General features: G+C 66.1%; 15 protein-coding genes. 8 read left to right on the forward strand and 7 right to left on the reverse strand.

All coding sequences use genetic code 11. From position 1 onward, the window contains the following. The first annotated feature begins 90 nt into the window (after nt 1–90). Nucleotides 91–1335 carry an amidase gene (locus ACVWZ4_RS27345; protein WP_456741559.1) on the forward strand — a complete coding sequence of 415 codons (1245 nt, stop codon included), beginning with the start codon at nt 91–93 and terminating at the stop codon, nt 1333–1335. On the opposite strand, the gene ACVWZ4_RS27350 is transcribed toward ACVWZ4_RS27345, so the two are convergent. The 4 genes from ACVWZ4_RS27350 to ACVWZ4_RS27365 form a co-directional block, all read right to left on the reverse strand. Next, nucleotides 1327–2484 carry a patatin-like phospholipase family protein gene (locus ACVWZ4_RS27350; RefSeq protein WP_456741560.1) on the reverse strand — a complete coding sequence of 386 codons (1158 nt, stop codon included), beginning with the start codon at nt 2482–2484 and terminating at the stop codon, nt 1327–1329. The genes ACVWZ4_RS27345 and ACVWZ4_RS27350 overlap by 9 nt on opposite strands. Before the next feature lie 150 nt (nt 2485–2634). Then, nucleotides 2635–3231 carry a glycerol-3-phosphate 1-O-acyltransferase PlsY gene (plsY, locus tag ACVWZ4_RS27355; protein ID WP_456735365.1) on the reverse strand — a complete coding sequence of 199 codons (597 nt, stop codon included), beginning with the start codon at nt 3229–3231 and terminating at the stop codon, nt 2635–2637. Nucleotides 3232–3248: 17 nt separating this feature from the next. Continuing rightward, entirely contained in the window at nt 3249–4550 is a 1302-nt protein-coding gene (locus ACVWZ4_RS27360) for a dihydroorotase (RefSeq protein WP_456742273.1), read from the reverse strand. Nucleotides 4551–4555: 5 nt separating this feature from the next. After that, a complete protein-coding gene (locus tag ACVWZ4_RS27365; RefSeq protein ID WP_092291136.1) occupies nt 4556–5503 on the reverse strand; it encodes an aspartate carbamoyltransferase catalytic subunit in 948 nt (315 codons plus the stop codon). A 219-nt stretch (nt 5504–5722) separates the two neighbouring features. Between ACVWZ4_RS27365 and ACVWZ4_RS27370 the strand changes: the two genes are divergently transcribed. Genes ACVWZ4_RS27370 through ACVWZ4_RS27380 form a run of 3 tightly spaced genes read left to right on the forward strand, consistent with a single transcriptional unit; the run spans nt 5723 to nt 8943 of the window. After that, complete coding sequence (locus ACVWZ4_RS27370) at nt 5723–6493, forward strand: M15 family metallopeptidase (RefSeq protein ID WP_456703940.1); 771 nt, start codon at nt 5723–5725, stop codon at nt 6491–6493. Nucleotides 6494–6511: 18 nt separating this feature from the next. Then, the gene (locus ACVWZ4_RS27375; RefSeq protein ID WP_456703939.1) at nt 6512–8155 is read left to right on the forward strand and encodes an acyl-CoA dehydrogenase family protein; all 1644 of its coding nucleotides are present in this window, start codon (nt 6512–6514) and stop codon (nt 8153–8155) included. A 23-nt stretch (nt 8156–8178) separates the two neighbouring features. Continuing rightward, on the forward strand, nt 8179–8943 hold the full coding sequence (locus tag ACVWZ4_RS27380; protein WP_456790396.1) for a CPBP family intramembrane glutamic endopeptidase: 765 nt from the start codon (nt 8179–8181) through the stop codon (nt 8941–8943). 135 nt (nt 8944–9078) lie between these two features. Here the strand turns inward: ACVWZ4_RS27380 and ACVWZ4_RS27385 are convergent, their stop codons facing one another. Both ACVWZ4_RS27385 and ruvX read right to left on the reverse strand, forming a co-directional pair. Next, complete coding sequence (locus ACVWZ4_RS27385) at nt 9079–10002, reverse strand: AEC family transporter (RefSeq protein WP_456703937.1); 924 nt, start codon at nt 10000–10002, stop codon at nt 9079–9081. A 3-nt stretch (nt 10003–10005) separates the two neighbouring features. After that, nucleotides 10006–10497 (reverse strand): Holliday junction resolvase RuvX, encoded by a 492-nt coding sequence (gene ruvX / locus ACVWZ4_RS27390; RefSeq protein ID WP_456703936.1) that lies wholly within the window; start codon nt 10495–10497, stop codon nt 10006–10008. A 47-nt stretch (nt 10498–10544) separates the two neighbouring features. On the opposite strand from ruvX, the gene ACVWZ4_RS27395 reads away from it, so the two are divergent. Beyond that, entirely contained in the window at nt 10545–10760 is a 216-nt protein-coding gene (locus ACVWZ4_RS27395) for a hypothetical protein (RefSeq protein WP_456703935.1), read from the forward strand. On the opposite strand, the gene ACVWZ4_RS27400 is transcribed toward ACVWZ4_RS27395, so the two are convergent. After that, nucleotides 10747–11637 carry a LysR substrate-binding domain-containing protein gene (locus ACVWZ4_RS27400; RefSeq protein ID WP_456703934.1) on the reverse strand — a complete coding sequence of 297 codons (891 nt, stop codon included), beginning with the start codon at nt 11635–11637 and terminating at the stop codon, nt 10747–10749. The two genes, ACVWZ4_RS27395 and ACVWZ4_RS27400, sit on opposite strands and share 14 nt — an antisense overlap. 96 nt (nt 11638–11733) lie before the next feature. On the opposite strand from ACVWZ4_RS27400, the gene ACVWZ4_RS27405 reads away from it, so the two are divergent. The 3 genes from ACVWZ4_RS27405 (at nt 11734) to gatC (ending at nt 14207) form a co-directional block, all read left to right on the forward strand. After that, on the forward strand, nt 11734–12777 hold the full coding sequence (locus ACVWZ4_RS27405) for an NAD(P)H-dependent flavin oxidoreductase (protein ID WP_456735363.1): 1044 nt from the start codon (nt 11734–11736) through the stop codon (nt 12775–12777). Beyond that, nucleotides 12767–13843, forward strand: a complete 1077-nt coding sequence (locus ACVWZ4_RS27410; RefSeq protein ID WP_456703932.1) for an NAD(P)H-dependent flavin oxidoreductase — start codon at nt 12767–12769, stop codon at nt 13841–13843. The genes ACVWZ4_RS27405 and ACVWZ4_RS27410 overlap by 11 nt, the downstream gene beginning before the upstream one ends. Nucleotides 13844–13919: 76 nt before the next feature. After that, nucleotides 13920–14207: an Asp-tRNA(Asn)/Glu-tRNA(Gln) amidotransferase subunit GatC gene (gene gatC / locus ACVWZ4_RS27415; protein ID WP_456703931.1), complete on the forward strand. Its 288-nt coding sequence runs from the start codon at nt 13920–13922 to the stop codon at nt 14205–14207. Nucleotides 14208–14269: the final 62 nt, after the last annotated feature.

Genomic DNA, 14269 nt, shown 5'->3' on the forward strand with positions numbered 1-14269 from the left:
GGAACAACCTGAGGGCGTGGGCAACAGCGGCGTGCGCTTGCGTGGCCTTGTCGCAATGCTAAAAGCGATGCCAATAAGAAGGATTTTGCCATGATCTCACTCGCCGATCTCCAGCGCCGCATTGAAGCGGAGGAGCTTTCGCCCGATGACGCCATTGCGCAATCGCACGCGGCGATCGAGGCCAAAGACGGGGATGTTCGTGCCTTTGTCCGGCACGACAAGTCGGCGAAAGCGCAAGCGTCCGGTCCGCTGCGCGGGATCGCGGTCGGCATCAAGGACATCGTCGACACCGCCAATATGCCGACCGAGATGGGCTCGGAGATCTATCGCGGCTGGCAGCCGCGTAGCGACGCGCCAGTGGTGATGATGCTGAAGCGGGCAGGCGCCACCATCATCGGCAAGACCACGACGACGGCCTTCGCCTCGCGCGATCCGACGCCGACGCTGAACCCGCACAATTTGGGCCATACGCCCGGGGGCTCGTCGTCGGGGTCGGCCGCAGCTGTCGGCGCCGGCATGATCCCGCTGGCGCTCGGCACCCAGACCGGCGGCTCGGTGATCCGGCCCGCCGCCTATTGCGGCGCTGCCGCGATCAAGCCGTCGTTCCGCATGCTGCCGACGGTCGGTGTGAAGTGTTATTCGTGGGCGCTCGATACGGTCGGCCTGTTCGGATCGCGCGCGGAAGATCTCGCGCGCGGACTGCTCGGAATGACCGGCCGCACCGAATTCGCGGGCATCGCTCCGGCGAAGGCCCCGCGCATCGGCGTTGTCAGGCAGGAATTTGCCGAGCCCGTCGAGCCGGCGGCGGAAGAGGGCTTGCTGGTCGCGATCAAGGCCGCCGAGAAGGCCGGCGCCAGCGTGCGGTCGATCGATCTGCCTCCGGCGGTTAAGGAGGCCTGGCGCATCCACCCGATCATCCAGGATTTCGAGGCGCATCGCGCGCTCGCCTGGGAGTTTGACCAGCATCACGACGAGATCGCACCGATGCTGCGCGCCAGCCTCGACGAGACCGTTGGACTGACGCCTAGGGAATATGACGATGCACGCCGCATCGCTCGCCGCGGCCGTCGCGAGCTTGGCGAGCTGTTCGAAGGTTTCGACGTGCTGCTCACTTATTCCGCGCCCGGTACGGCGCCGGCCAAGGAGCTCGCCTCGACCGGTTCGCCCCGCTACAACAGGTTGTGGACGCTGATGGGCAATCCTTGCGTCAACGTCCCGGTGATGAAGGTCGGTGGCCTGCCTGTCGGCGTGCAGGTGATCGCGCGCTTCGGCAACGATCCCGGCGCGTTGGCAGGGGCGTGGTTTCTGGAGAATGCGCTGGCGAAATCAGGCTAGCGCGAGCTCGGCTGCGGACAGCGCGGCTTCGGCCCCGGCGCCAGTTGTGCCGAGCCAGCGCTGGGCAGCTTCGCGGCCGCTTCGGTGCAGCGCGCGGATGAAGCCGCGGCCGAGATCGGTGGATGATCGCTGCGCGAGGCCTTCGACCGAGTCTTCTGCTGCAATCTTCGTGAGCCGCAGCGTTGGCGCTGCGTGTGATCGCGCCCATGTGATCGCCGCCATCTCGGCGTTGAGCGCGGCGTTCGCCGCGATCTGGTCCAGACGACGATCGATCGCGGCGAGCGTGATCGGCACGTAGCTGTCGCGCGTGGGCGTGACCTGGACGAGCAGCAGGTCGGGGGTCGTCGATTCCTGCGCGAGCTTGATCAGCGGCGGATTGCCGCCATAGCCGCCGTCCCAATAGGCCTCACCGTCGATCTCGACGGCGCAGTGAACCAGCGGCGGGCAGGTCGAGGCGAGAGCGACGTCGGCGGTCACGGTGTCATTGCCGAAAATCTGCAGCTCGCCGTCGCGGATCCGCGTCGCTGCTATCAGGAGCTTTGGACATTTCGCATCGCGGAGCGCCGCAAAATTGATGTCGCGCGACAACGCCTGGCGCAGTGGATCGAGATCGAACGGATCGAAATGGCCCGAGCGCAGCGTCGGCCCGAAGGCGACCGAGCTTCCCGCCGGCGAGAAGCCGCCGATCAGCATCAGCGAGCGGAACGAGGCCTCGTGCATCAACCGGATCCAGAACCGGTTCAGCCGGTTGCGCGCCGCTTCGCGGCCGCCCTCAGCGAGGCCGCAGGCGAGCAGCAGCGCGTTGATCGCGCCGGCGCTGGCGCCGCTGATGGTGTCGAGTTCGATGGAGGGCTCTTCCAGCAGCCGCTCGAGGACACCCCAGGTGAAGGCGGCAAACGTGCCGCCGCCCTGGAGCGCCAGCGACAGCTTTCGCGGCGGCCATTTCCCGGCGCGCGCCGGCGCAGCAACAACAACGGGCGTGTCAGGTGCCTGCGCGATGGGCTCAGGCCGCGGCGGAACGGGAATAGGCTTGGGCGCGGGAGGCGGCGAGGGCGCATCCGACCAGATGTTGGTCATCAAGAGCAAGCGGCTTGCCGCAGTGCCCTGCGAGCCACCGTCGTCATGCGTGCCGTCCATCTTCTCGCTCATTCTGAGCAACCGCGTAACGCCATTTGCTCTGTCAGGATGACAGGCATGGAACCGGTTCGCCACTCCCGCCCGGGAGTCGGACGGAAGTTGCGAACAGAATTTGGCATATAATGCGGAGACCCCGCGGCGGTATCCGTACTTTTTCCGGCTTCAGGCCTTCTCGCCGATGCGGCCTTCTTTTCCTGATTGCAGGCGCTTGATGTTCTCGCGATGCATGTAGAACAGCAGCAGGGTCAGCACCGCAAACAGCGAGGCGAGGGCGAGGTGGCCGAACCACCACAGGAAGAGCGGCGTGATGAAAGCCGCCACCAGCGCCGAAAGCGAGGAGTAGCGGGTGGTGAAGGCGGTCGCCAGCCAGAGCAGGCAGAACACGAGGGCGCCGGGCCAGAACAGGCCCAGCAGGATGCCGATATAGACCGCGACGCCCTTGCCCCCTTTGAACTTGAGCCAGACCGGGAAGAGATGGCCGAGGAACGCGCCGAGGCCGGCCAGCATCGCGGCGTTGGGCCCGGCGAGATAGCCCGAGATCACCACGGCCGCGGTGCCCTTGAGCGCGTCGAGCAAGAGGGTCGCCGCCGCCAGGCCCTTGCGGCCCGTGCGCAGCACGTTGGTGGCGCCGATATTGCCGGAGCCGATCGAACGCAGGTCCTGCGTGCCGGCGAGCCGGGTCAGCACCAGCCCGAACGGAATCGAGCCCAGCAGATACCCGATGACCAAGGCCACCGGCAGGAATGCATCAAGCGCCATGTCTGTATCTCCGCACCTCAGACATGCTCGAACACGGTTCGTCCGCCGACGATGGTCCTGATAGCGCGCCCTGTAAAGCGCGCTTCGTCGAACGGGGTGTTCTTGCAAGGCGATTTCAGGTCGGCGGGATCGACCACCCAGGGAACATCAAGGTCGATCACGACGACGTCGGCCGGGCTGCCGACGCGCAGGGTTCCGCCGGGCAAGCCGAGCAGTTCTGCCGGCCGGGTCGACATCGCCCGGATCAGCGTCTTGAGGTCGAGCTCGTCATTATGAACCAGCCGCAGGCCCGCCGGCAGCATGGTCTCCAGGCCGATGGCGCCCGGCGCGGCTTCCGCGAACGGCAGGCGCTTGACCTCGACGTCCTGCGGATTGTGGTCGGACATGATGACGTCGACGAGGCCGGAGGCCGTCGCCTCCACCAGCGCGCGGCGGTCGTCTTCGGTGCGCAGGGGCGGCGAGAGCTTCAGGAACGACCGATAGGGGCCGATGTCGTTCTCGTTCAGCGCGAGATGGTTGATCGAGACCGAGGCGCTGACGGCGAGGCCGTCTTCGCGGGCGCGCTTCAGGATCTCGAGTGACTCGATGCATGACAGCGCGGCTGCGTGATAGCGGCCGCCGGTGAGCGCGACGAGGCGCATGTCGCGCTCGAGCATCACGGCCTCGGCGGCCTTCGGGATGCCCATCAGGCCGAGCCGCGAGGCGAACTCGCCTTCGTTCATCACGCCCTCGCCGACGAGGTCGGGGTCCTCGGTGTGGTGCACGATCAGCGCGTCGAAATCGCGGGCGTAGGTCAGTGCGCGGCGCATCACCTGCGAATTGGTGACGCTGCGGTCGCCGTCGCTGAAGGCCACTGCGCCGGCGGCCTTGAGCAGGCCGAACTCGGTCATCTCCTCGCCGCGCATGCCCTTGGTCAGCGCCGCCATCGGCTGGATGTTGACGATCGCGGTGTCGCGGGCGCGGCGCATCACGAAGTCGACGGTCGCGGAATTATCGATCACCGGCAACGTGTCGGGCTGGCAGATGATGGTGGTGATGCCGCCGGTCGCAGCCGCCTGGCTCGCGGAGGCAAAGGTCTCGCGGTGGCTGAAGCCGGGCTCGCCGACGAAGGCGCGCATGTCGATCAGGCCGGGAGCCACGATCTTGCCGGAGCAGTTGACGACGTCGGTGCCCTCGGGGACGCCGGCCGCACCGATGCCGCGGCGGGTCTCGCGGATGATGCCGTCGGCAATCAGGACGTCGCCGGGACCGTCGAAATCCCGGGAGGGATCGACGACGCGGGCGTTGGCGAGCAGGATCGGGCGGCGGTCGGTCAGCATGGGCATCACGCGTTCGGCAGGTTGCGGGCGAGCGCTTCGAGCACGGCCATGCGCACGGCCACGCCCATCTCGACCTGTTCGCGGATCAGGGACTGCGCGCCGTCGGCCACCGCGGTGTCGATCTCGACGCCGCGGTTCATCGGGCCGGGATGCATCACGAGCGCGTCGGGCTTGGCGTAGCCGAGCTTCTTCTGATCGAGCCCGAAATAGTGGAAATATTCGGAGGTCGAGGGCACGAAGGAGCCGTTCATGCGCTCGCGCTGGAGCCGCAGCATCATGACGATGTCGGCGCCGTTGAGGCCCTCGCGCATGTCGCGCGCGACCTCGACGCCCATCCGCTCGATGCCGGGCGGCAACAGCGTGGAGGGGCCGACGACACGAACGCGGGCCCCCATGGTGTTGAGCAGGATGATGTTGGAGCGGGCGACGCGAGAATGCAGTACGTCGCCGCAGATCGCGACCACGAGACCCTCGATCCGGCCCTTGTTGCGGCGGATGGTGAGCGCGTCGAGCAGCGCCTGGGTCGGATGCTCATGCGCGCCGTCGCCGGCATTGATCACGGAACCGTCGACCTTGCGGGCCAGCAGTTCCACCGCGCCCGAGGCGTGATGGCGCACCACGAGGATGTCGGGGTGCATGGCATTGAGCGTCATCGCGGTGTCGACCAGTGTCTCGCCCTTCTTGATGGACGAGGAGGACACCGACATGTTCATGACGTCGGCGCCGAGGCGCTTGCCCGCAAGCTCGAACGAGGACTGTGTCCGGGTCGAGGCCTCGAAGAAGAGGTTCACCTGCGTCCGTCCACGCAGGACGGTGCGCTTCTTGTCAACCTGGCGGTTGAGCTCGACATATTCTTCCGACAGGTCGAGGAGGCCGGTAATGTCGGCCGCGGAAAGGCCCTCGATGCCCAGCAAATGCCGGTGGCCGAGGACAAAGGTCGATTTCGATGTCATTAAAGCGAGAGCTATAGGCGCGGATGGCGGGGGGAGCAAGGGCCAAAGCCGAGGCCGGGAGTTATCCCCTGATCTGTCGGTTTGGGCGCTGTGGTGTGGCCTCCGCGTCATGCCCGGGCAGAAGCGCGAAGCGCGTCTTCGCGCTTGATGTCCCGGGCATCCACGGTCTTCTATCGCATTTGACGCAAAAAGAGCGTGGATGGCCGGGATAAACCGGCCATGACGATCGGGAGATATCACGTGAAAGCACTAGCCGCTGCGGTCGTGGCAATCAGCGCTGTCTCAGCCGCCCACGCCCAAACGCTCCCCGGCGGCTTCGTCTATCTGCGCGATGTCGATCCCAGCATCATCCAGGACATCCGCTACGCCACCGCGAACAACTTCGTCGGCCGTCCGCTCGCAGGCTACGGCGCCGGCGAATGCGTGGTGAAGCGAGAGGTCGGATTACGGCTGAAGGCGGCGCAGCAGGAACTGGCGGCGCAAAATCTCTCACTCAAGATGTTCGATTGTTACCGGCCGGCGCGCGCCTCGCTCGACATGGTGAGATGGTCGCAGAACGGCCGCGAGACCGCGGCCGATCGGCGCTACAATCCGCGCATCGCCAAGACGGAGCTGTTTCGCCTCGGCTATATCGCGAGCCGCTCGCAGCACTCGACCGGCGCTGCGCTCGACCTCACTTTGGTCGATTTGAACGCCGACAATTCCGCCAGGATCGATCCCGCAAAATCCTACGCCGATTGTACGGCGCCGGTGGCGGCGCGGCTGCCGGAGGGCAGCGTCGACATGGGCACCGGCTATGACTGCACTGACATGAAAGGGCATACCGCAGCACCGTCGATCACACCGGATCAGCGGGCCTGGCGCAAGCGGCTGGTGGCTGCCATGGCGAAGCAAGGCTTTGTGAACTATTCAAAGGAGTGGTGGCATTTTTCCCTGCCTGCTGCGGGCGGGGCAGCCTATGATTTCCCGATCCAGCCGCGGCGGAACTGAATCCGCCAAGGAAACCAGATGACCCAGCCCAGCTTCGCGACCCACGAGGTTTTCAACCAGTCGCCACCTTTCGAGGATGTGAATTTATTTGCTGTGGACCAGTCATTGGTCGACGCCGTGAAGGCGAACGGCGGAGCGGGGGCGGAGCGGGAGCTGTCCGAGTTCGGCAAGCACTGGGGCTCGGCTGCGATGGCCGATCGCGGGCGCGCGGCGAACGAGAACACGCCGAAGCTGCGCAGCTTCGACGCCAAGGGCAATCGCCGCGACCAGGTCGAGTTTCACCCAGCCTATCACGAGCTGATGGCGCACAGCGCGCATGCCGGCGTGCATAATTCGACATGGACTGCGGATGGCAAGCCTGCCGGCGGTGCGGCCGAAGTCGTCCGCGCGGCCAAGTTCTACATGGCCTCGCAAGTCGAAACCGGCCATCTCTGCCCGATCACGATGACGCGCGCCTCCGTCGCTGCGCTTGCGGTGCAGCCGGATCTGCTCGCGCGCGTGATGCCGGTGCTGTCGACCAGGAGCTACGACCCGAGCTTTTCGCCGTGGTGGGAGAAGCGCGGCATGACGCTCGGCATGGGTATGACCGAGAAGCAGGGCGGCACCGACGTGCGCGCCAACATGACGCGCGCTGTGCGCGACGGCACCGCTTATCGCATCACCGGCCACAAATGGTTCATGTCGGCGCCGATGTGCGATGCGTTCCTGGTGCTGGCGCAGGCAGACAGCGGGCTGACCTGTTTCTTCATGCCGCGCTTTGCGCCTGACGGATCGGTCAACGCGATCCAGTTTCAGCGGCTCAAGGACAAGCTCGGCAATCGCTCCAACGCGTCGTCCGAGGTCGAGTTCGTCGGCGCCCATGCGGAACGCGTCGGCGAGGAAGGCAAGGGCATCCGTACCATCATCCAGATGGTGCAGCTGACGCGGCAGGATTGCGCGATTGCCTCTAGCGGCCTGATGCGCTCGGGGCTTGCGCATGCGCTGCATCACGCCCGTCACCGCAGCGTGTTCCAGAAGCATCTGGCCGATCAGCCCTTGATGCAGGCCGTGCTGTCGGACATGGCACTGCATGTCGAGGCGAGCACGGCGCTGGTGATGCGGCTCTGCCGCGCCTTCGACCGCACGGCGCACGATGCGGCGGAGGCTGCCTATATGCGGTTGCTGACGCCCGCGATCAAATATTGGACCTGCAAGAGCGCGCCGTCATTCCTCTATGAAGCGATGGAGTGCCTCGGCGGCAACGGCTATGTCGAGGACGGCATTCTGGCGCGCCACTATCGGGAGGCGCCGGTCAACGCGATCTGGGAAGGCTCGGGCAACGTGATGTGCCTCGACGTGCTGCGCGCGCTCGCGCGCGAGCCGGAGGCTGCAATGGCGGTGCTGCAATCGCTGGCAGCCGAGACGAAAGGGCTGCGCGGGGCAGGCGATGCTGTTACATTCATCGCCAATACCTTCCGCCGCGCCGACGGCGAGAGCGTTGCGCGGCTCGCGGTCGAGAAGCTGGCTCTGCTGGCCGCGGCCGCCGCGCTCAAAGATGTGTCGCCGAGCAACGCTGAACTGTTCGCAGCAACGCGTCTCGCCGCCAATCACGCCAGCATGTACGGCGCGGTCGATCTCGGGAGCGGCGACGTGCGTGCGCTGCTCGAGCGGGCGCTGCCGTGAGCCTGCCAACAGAAAGCCTCCCGATGGATTCCCTCAATCCCGATCATCCGCCGCTGACAGAGGCGGCCGCACCGCTGCGGGTCTGGCAGTTCTGGGGCACGGCGCTGTGGGGCTTGCTCATCTTCGTGGCCATGTTCGTCGGCCAGCTCGCGGCGATCCTGCTGTTGATAATGATGCGCGGGCTGCCGCTCGACATGGCCTCGGTCCAGTCGGTCGGCCGCGAGCCGCAGGCGCTGGCGCTGTCGGTCACGATGGGCCTGCCTGCGACACTCGCAGCGGTGTGGCTTGCCATCCGGATCAAGCGGGCATCTTTCGTTGACTACCTCGCGCTGCGCTGGCCGTCCTGGCGGCAGCTGTTGCTTGGCACAGCCGGGCTCATCCTGGTCGTGATGGGATGGGAGGTGGTGTCGCGATCCCTGGGCCGGGAGGCCACGCCGGGCTTCATGACCGATCTCCTCAAATCGGGCCGCGACAACGGCGCGGCGCTGTTGCTCCTGTTCGCCTTCAGCGTGGCGGCGCCGATGTCGGAGGAGGTGCTCGCGCGCGGCTTCCTGTTCCGCGGCTGGTCGGCAAGCTTCCTGCGCGTGCCCGGTGCGATCATCCTGTCGTCGCTGGTGTGGACGGCGGTGCATCTGCAATACGATCTGTACTTCCTCGCCGAAGTCTTCTCGATCGGCCTCTGGTTCGGCTACATGCGCCACCGCGCCAACTCGCTCTGGCTCACCATCGTGCTGCATGCGCTGAACAACATGACCGCGGTGGTGCTGACGATGTGGCTGGGGCAATAGCTGTCTCGGACTCCGTCGTTGCGAGCGCAGCGAAGCAATCCAGAGTCCTTCCGTCGCGGCAGTCTGGATTGCTTCGTCGCAGGAGCTCCTCGCAATGACAGGTGAGAGGAGCGGTGGCGCTCTCAACTTGGAGTTCTACGCCACCAGCGCGATCGCGATCGGCATCGTGATCGCCGCCAGGATGGTCTGCAGCGTGATGATCTGCGCCAGCAGCGGCGCGTCGCCGCCCATCTGGCGGGCCAGCACATAGGCACTCGGGGACGTCGGCACCGCCCCGCAGATCGCGATGATCGCGAGGTTGGTGCCCGTGAGCCCAAAGCAGTTGGCGAGCGTTAGTGCGAGCAGCGGCATCACGACTAGCTTGAGCGCCACGCCGAGCGTTGCGCCGAGGCTGGGGCGCAGCAGGCCCTTGAGCTGGAGACCGGCGCCGGTGACGAGCAGGCCGATGGCGAGCGAGGAGCGGCCGAGCGCGTCGGCGACCTCGTGCCAGATCTTTGGTAGCGGCAAATGCACGACGTTGATGACCAGGCCGATGGCGCAGGCCCAGATCAGGGGATTGCGGATCACGGTCATCACGATCGCCCGCGCGGATTGCTTCTTGGGCGAAGCGTAATGCGCCAGTACGGCGACGCTGAACACGTTGACCAGCGGGATGATCGCGATCATCGCGACCGAGGCCAGCGCCAGCCCGACGTCGCCGTATAAGTTAGCGGAGACGGATAGCGCCACGTAGGTCTGCCAGCGCGTCGCGCCCTGGAAGATCGAGGTGAAGGCAGGGCCGTCAATGTCGAGGCGGGCCAGGGCAGGGCGGAGCGCGAGGCAGAGCAGCGACATCGCCAGCGCCGACAGCAGCAGCGCACCGCCGACGCCGGCGACCGGCACTCTTGAGAGATCAGCCTTCACCAGCGTCTGGATCAGCAGCATGGGAAACAAGACAAAATAGGTCAGCCGCTCCAGCCCGTGCCATTGCGTATCGAGCCGCATCAGGCTGTGCCGGAGCACGACGCCGAGCACGATGAGGATGAAGACCGGCAGCAGCGCCGCGATCACGGCGGCCATGGATCAGCCCGTCCCCCGGCTGGCGCGCAGATGGGCGAGCCGGTCCAGCGCGCCTTGCAGGATGAAGATGGCGGCGTGCTCGTCGATCACCTCGGCGCGCTTGGCGCGGCTGACATCCATGCCGATCAGCTCGCGCTCGACGGCGGCGGTCGAGAGGCGCTCATCCCAGAGGCCGATCGGGAGCGTGGTCAGATTGGCCAGATTGCGGGCGAAGGCCCGGGTCGATTGCGCGCGCGGGCCCTCGCTGCCGTCCATGTTGATGGGCAGGCCGAGCACGAAGCCGACCACCTTGCGTTCGGTGGCGATGGCGAGCAGGCGGGCCGCATCCTGCTTGAACTGCTTGCGCTGGATGGTCTCGACGCCGGTCGCGAGCCGCCGGTCCGGATTGGATACGGCAACGCCGATGGTCTTGGTACCGAGGTCGAGCCCGATCAACCCGCCGTGTTCGGGCCAGTGGGTTGCAGCATCGACGAGGGGCAGGATAAGAGCGGGCATGGCACTAGCGCATATCATGCGTCACGCCGTGGAGTGAACCCACAACGATGGATGCACTGACACTATTCGGGCTGTTTGCCGTGATGGCGATGCTGATCACTTATGCCTTCGAAGACCGCAGCCATTGGTTCGTGCTGCTATTCGCAATGTCCTGTGCGCTGGGATCGGCCTACGGATTCCTGCAAGGGGCTTGGCCGTTCGGCCTGGTCGAGGCGATCTGGGCCGTTGTCGCGCTGCGGCGGTGGCGGATCAGGCCGCGATGATGTCGTCGTCCTTGGCCAGGCAGGACAGGAAGCCTTGAAGCGCACTGGTTTGATGACCGGCGCGGCGCTGGACGAACAGCGTCTCGACGCGCCCATGTGACGGGCTCAGCGTATGCATCGTTACGCTGCCGTTCATCGCGCTGCGCTCGATGACCGCACGGGGCAGCAGCGTGACGCCCATGTCGGCGGCGACGCAGCCAATCATGCCGTCGAGCGTGCCGAGCTCGAAGCGCGCTGCTGACGGCCAGCCGAACTCGACGAAGATCTGCTCGAGGCGCTGACGGTAGGTGCAGCCGGTGCGGAACACCAGCGCCGTCGGGCCTGACTCAGGCGTGCCGGCGCGCAGCTCGGCGAGCGAGCCCCAGCGCCGCGCGCTGACCAGCACCAGCTCCTCGCGGAACGCGCTGGTGGCGGTAAGATCATCGTGCGCGATAGGCCCAGCGACGAACGCACCGTCGAGCGTGCCTTCGAGCACACTCGCGACAAGAGCGGCGGTCGGCGACGTGCGAAGGCTGAGGCGCACGGCCGGAAAGCGACGGTGGAAATCGGCAAGCAGCGGCGGCAGCCGCACGGCGGCCGTCGTCTCCATCGAGCCGATCGAAAGTGGCCCCTTCGGCTCGCCGTCGTCGCGGGCGGCGAGGACGGCTTCTCGCGACAAGGCGGCCATTCGTTGCGCATAAGGGAGGAGGCGCTTGCCGGCGCCTGTCAGCGCCATGCCGCGGCTATGGCGTTCGAACAGCGGCGTGCCGATCTCGGCCTCCAGGGCCTTGATGCGCTGGGTGACATTGGATTGCACCGTGTTGAGCTCTTCGGCGGCGCGGGTGATGCCGCCGGTGCGGGCGACAGCGGCGAAGGTCTGGATGTCGCTCAGTTCCATGGCATCGTTTCGCTTTTGCGATGACAGCGTTCGCTACAATTCATTTTTCGAGAATGCTAGTTGGGCTTAATCTTCCTGTCCAGTGCGGGAGACCTCATGTCGATCACTACGCCGCTGACGGAGCTTCTCGGGATAAGGCATCCGATCCTTTCGGCGCCCATGGACACGGTTGCCGGCAGCCGGCTAACCCGCGCCGTCAGCGAGGCGGGAGGGTTCGGCATTCTGGGCGGTGGCTACGGCGATCGGGGGCGGCTACAGGCCGAGACGGCGGAGCTTAGGGGATTTGCACCGTTCGGGATCGGATTCATTACCTGGAGCCTGGCCAAGCAGCCGGACCTTCTCGACATCGCGCTCGATGCGCGCCCGCAGGCAGTCATGCTGTCGTTCGGCGATCCTGCGCCGTTCGCGCCGCGCATCAAGGCGAGCGGCGCGCGATTGATCTGCCAGGTGCAAACCGAGGCGATGGCAAAGCAGGCGCTCGATGCCGGCGCAGAGATTTTGATCGCACAGGGGACGGAGGCGGGTGGCCATGGCGCATCGCGCACCACGGTCGGTATCGTGCCTGATATCGTCGACCTCGCGGCCGGACGTGTGCCGGTCGTGGCGGCTGGCGGGATCGCCGACGGCCGTGGTCTTGCGGCGATGATGATGCTGGGTGCGTCCGGCGTGCTGATCGGCACGCGCTTCTATGCGAGCGTCGAGGCCAATGGCGCAGAGGGCGCGAAGCAGCGCATTCGCACGGCTGACGGCAATGGGACCGTGCGCGGGGTCGTCCCCGACTGGTCGCGAAAACTGTTCTGGCCGGCGCCGTTTACCGCGCGCGCGCTGGTCAACAGCCATATCAAGACCTGGACCGGCCGTGAGATCGAGCTGCTGCAACGCGCGGACGAGATTGCCAAGGACTATGCCGCGGCAAAAATGGCGGGCGATTTCGAAATCGCGGCCGTCTTTGCCGGAGAAGCGGTCGGCCTGATCCACGATATTCCCCCAGCGGCCGAGATCGTCGGACGGATTGCTGCTGAGGCCGAGCAGTTGCTGGCCGGCCAACGCAATTCGATCGCAGCGGCACAGGACTCTTCACCCTCCCTGGAGGGAGAGGGTAAGAACAGACAACCAAGAGAGACACACCATGTGGCCTGACCGTCGACTGATCGACCTCTTCAAGACCGAATTTCCGATCGTGCTGGCGCCGATGGCCGGTGTGATGGATGCCGAACTGGTGATCGCCGTGGCTCAGGGCGGCGGACTTGGCTCGTTGCCGAGCGCGATGCTGTCGCCGGAGAAGGCGCGCGAGCAGGTCAACATCATCCGCCAGCGTGTGAAGGCGCCGGTGAACATGAACTTCTTCTGTCACACGCCGGTCGATCTGACGGCCGGGGCCGAAGCGCGCTGGAAGCAACGGCTCGCTGGTTATTACGCCGAGCATGGCCTCGATCCGGCGGCGCCGATCAACGCCGCGAACCGCGCGCCGTTCGATGCCGCGTTCTGCGAGGTGGTCGAGGAGCTGAAGCCTGAAATCGTCAGCTTTCATTTCGGCCTGCCAGAGCCGACGCTGCTCAAGCGCGTCAAGGCGGCGGGCTGTCTCGTCATCTCATCCGCCACGACGGTGAAGGAAGCGGTCTGGCTCGAACAGCGCGGCGTCGATGCGGTCATTGCGCAGGGCGCCGAAGCCGGAGGCCATCGCGGCATGTTCCTGACCGACAAGATCTCCGAACAGCCCGGGACCTTCGCGCTGGTGCCGCAGGTCGTCGATGCCGTGAAGGTGCCGGTGATCGCTTGCGGAGGCATCGCCGATGGGCGCGGCATTGCCGCGGCCTTCGCACTTGGTGCCTCTGGCGTGCAGATCGGCAGTGCGTATCTGCGCTGTCCGGAGTCCAAGGTGAGCGCAGGCGGCCGCAAGGCGCTCGCTGAGGCGGGCGACGATTCCACCGTCATCACCAATGTCATGACCGGACGTCCGGCGCGCGGTGTCCAGAATCGCCTGATGCGCGAGCTCGGGCCGATCTCGCCGGATGCGCCGCCGTTTCCCCATGCGGCGACCGCGCTGGGACCGCTGAAGGCGGCTGCCGAAAAGCAGGGCAGGGTGGATTTCACCAATCTCTGGGCCGGCCAGGCTGTGGCCCTTGGCCGTGAGGTCCCCGCGGCCGAATTGACCCGGGATTTCGCCAGATCGGCGCTGGCTCGCCTGAAAGCGCTGGCTGGGTAGGTTCCAGCCCCGGTTGCGGCGGAAAACCGGCCTCTGCTATACGGCACATAGGTTTTGCCGTGAGAGGCCTTATATAATGTCCGTCGACGCCGCTACCGTCCGCCGCATCGCGCATCTGGCGCGCATTGCGGTTTCCGAGGACGAGGTTCCGCATCTGCAAGGCGAGCTCAACGCCATGCTCGCTTTCGTCGAGCAGCTTTCGGAGGTCAATGTCGAGGGCGTGGAGCCCATGACCTCGGTCACCCCGATGCAGATGAAGAAGCGGCAAGACGTGGTGAACGACGGCGAGATCGCCGACGATATCGTTGCCAACGCGCCTGAGACCGAAGGTCACTTCTTCCTGGTGCCGAAGGTCGTCGAGTAGCATAGCGTTTTCGAGCGAAGTGGAATCCGGTTCGCGTCAAGAAAACGCGTCAACTAAAGACT

This window comes from Bradyrhizobium sp. USDA 4472, from assembly GCF_054058595.1.

Bases quoted from the DNA above. Each gene is read 5' to 3' on its own strand.
- ACVWZ4_RS27350 (WP_456741560.1), bottom strand. From the start codon at position 2,484: ATGAGCGAGAAGATGGACGGCACGCATGACGACGGTGGCTCGCAGGGC.
- ACVWZ4_RS27375 (WP_456703939.1), top strand. From the start codon at position 6,512: ATGACCCAGCCCAGCTTCGCGACCCACGAGGTTTTCAACCAGTCGCCA.
- ACVWZ4_RS27365 (WP_092291136.1), bottom strand. From the start codon at position 5,503: ATGACATCGAAATCGACCTTTGTCCTCGGCCACCGGCATTTGCTGGGC.
- ruvX (WP_456703936.1), bottom strand. From the start codon at position 10,497: ATGCCCGCTCTTATCCTGCCCCTCGTCGATGCTGCAACCCACTGGCCC.
- ACVWZ4_RS27380 (WP_456790396.1), top strand. From the start codon at position 8,179: ATGGATTCCCTCAATCCCGATCATCCGCCGCTGACAGAGGCGGCCGCA.
- ACVWZ4_RS27360 (WP_456742273.1), bottom strand. From the start codon at position 4,550: ATGCTGACCGACCGCCGCCCGATCCTGCTCGCCAACGCCCGCGTCGTC.
- ACVWZ4_RS27410 (WP_456703932.1), top strand. From the start codon at position 12,767: ATGTGGCCTGACCGTCGACTGATCGACCTCTTCAAGACCGAATTTCCG.
- ACVWZ4_RS27395 (WP_456703935.1), top strand. From the start codon at position 10,545: ATGGATGCACTGACACTATTCGGGCTGTTTGCCGTGATGGCGATGCTG.
- ACVWZ4_RS27345 (WP_456741559.1), top strand. From the start codon at position 91: ATGATCTCACTCGCCGATCTCCAGCGCCGCATTGAAGCGGAGGAGCTT.
- ACVWZ4_RS27405 (WP_456735363.1), top strand. From the start codon at position 11,734: ATGTCGATCACTACGCCGCTGACGGAGCTTCTCGGGATAAGGCATCCG.
- ACVWZ4_RS27400 (WP_456703934.1), bottom strand. From the start codon at position 11,637: ATGGAACTGAGCGACATCCAGACCTTCGCCGCTGTCGCCCGCACCGGC.
- ACVWZ4_RS27370 (WP_456703940.1), top strand. From the start codon at position 5,723: ATGACGATCGGGAGATATCACGTGAAAGCACTAGCCGCTGCGGTCGTG.
- plsY (WP_456735365.1), bottom strand. From the start codon at position 3,231: ATGGCGCTTGATGCATTCCTGCCGGTGGCCTTGGTCATCGGGTATCTG.
- ACVWZ4_RS27385 (WP_456703937.1), bottom strand. From the start codon at position 10,002: ATGGCCGCCGTGATCGCGGCGCTGCTGCCGGTCTTCATCCTCATCGTG.
- gatC (WP_456703931.1), top strand. From the start codon at position 13,920: ATGTCCGTCGACGCCGCTACCGTCCGCCGCATCGCGCATCTGGCGCGC.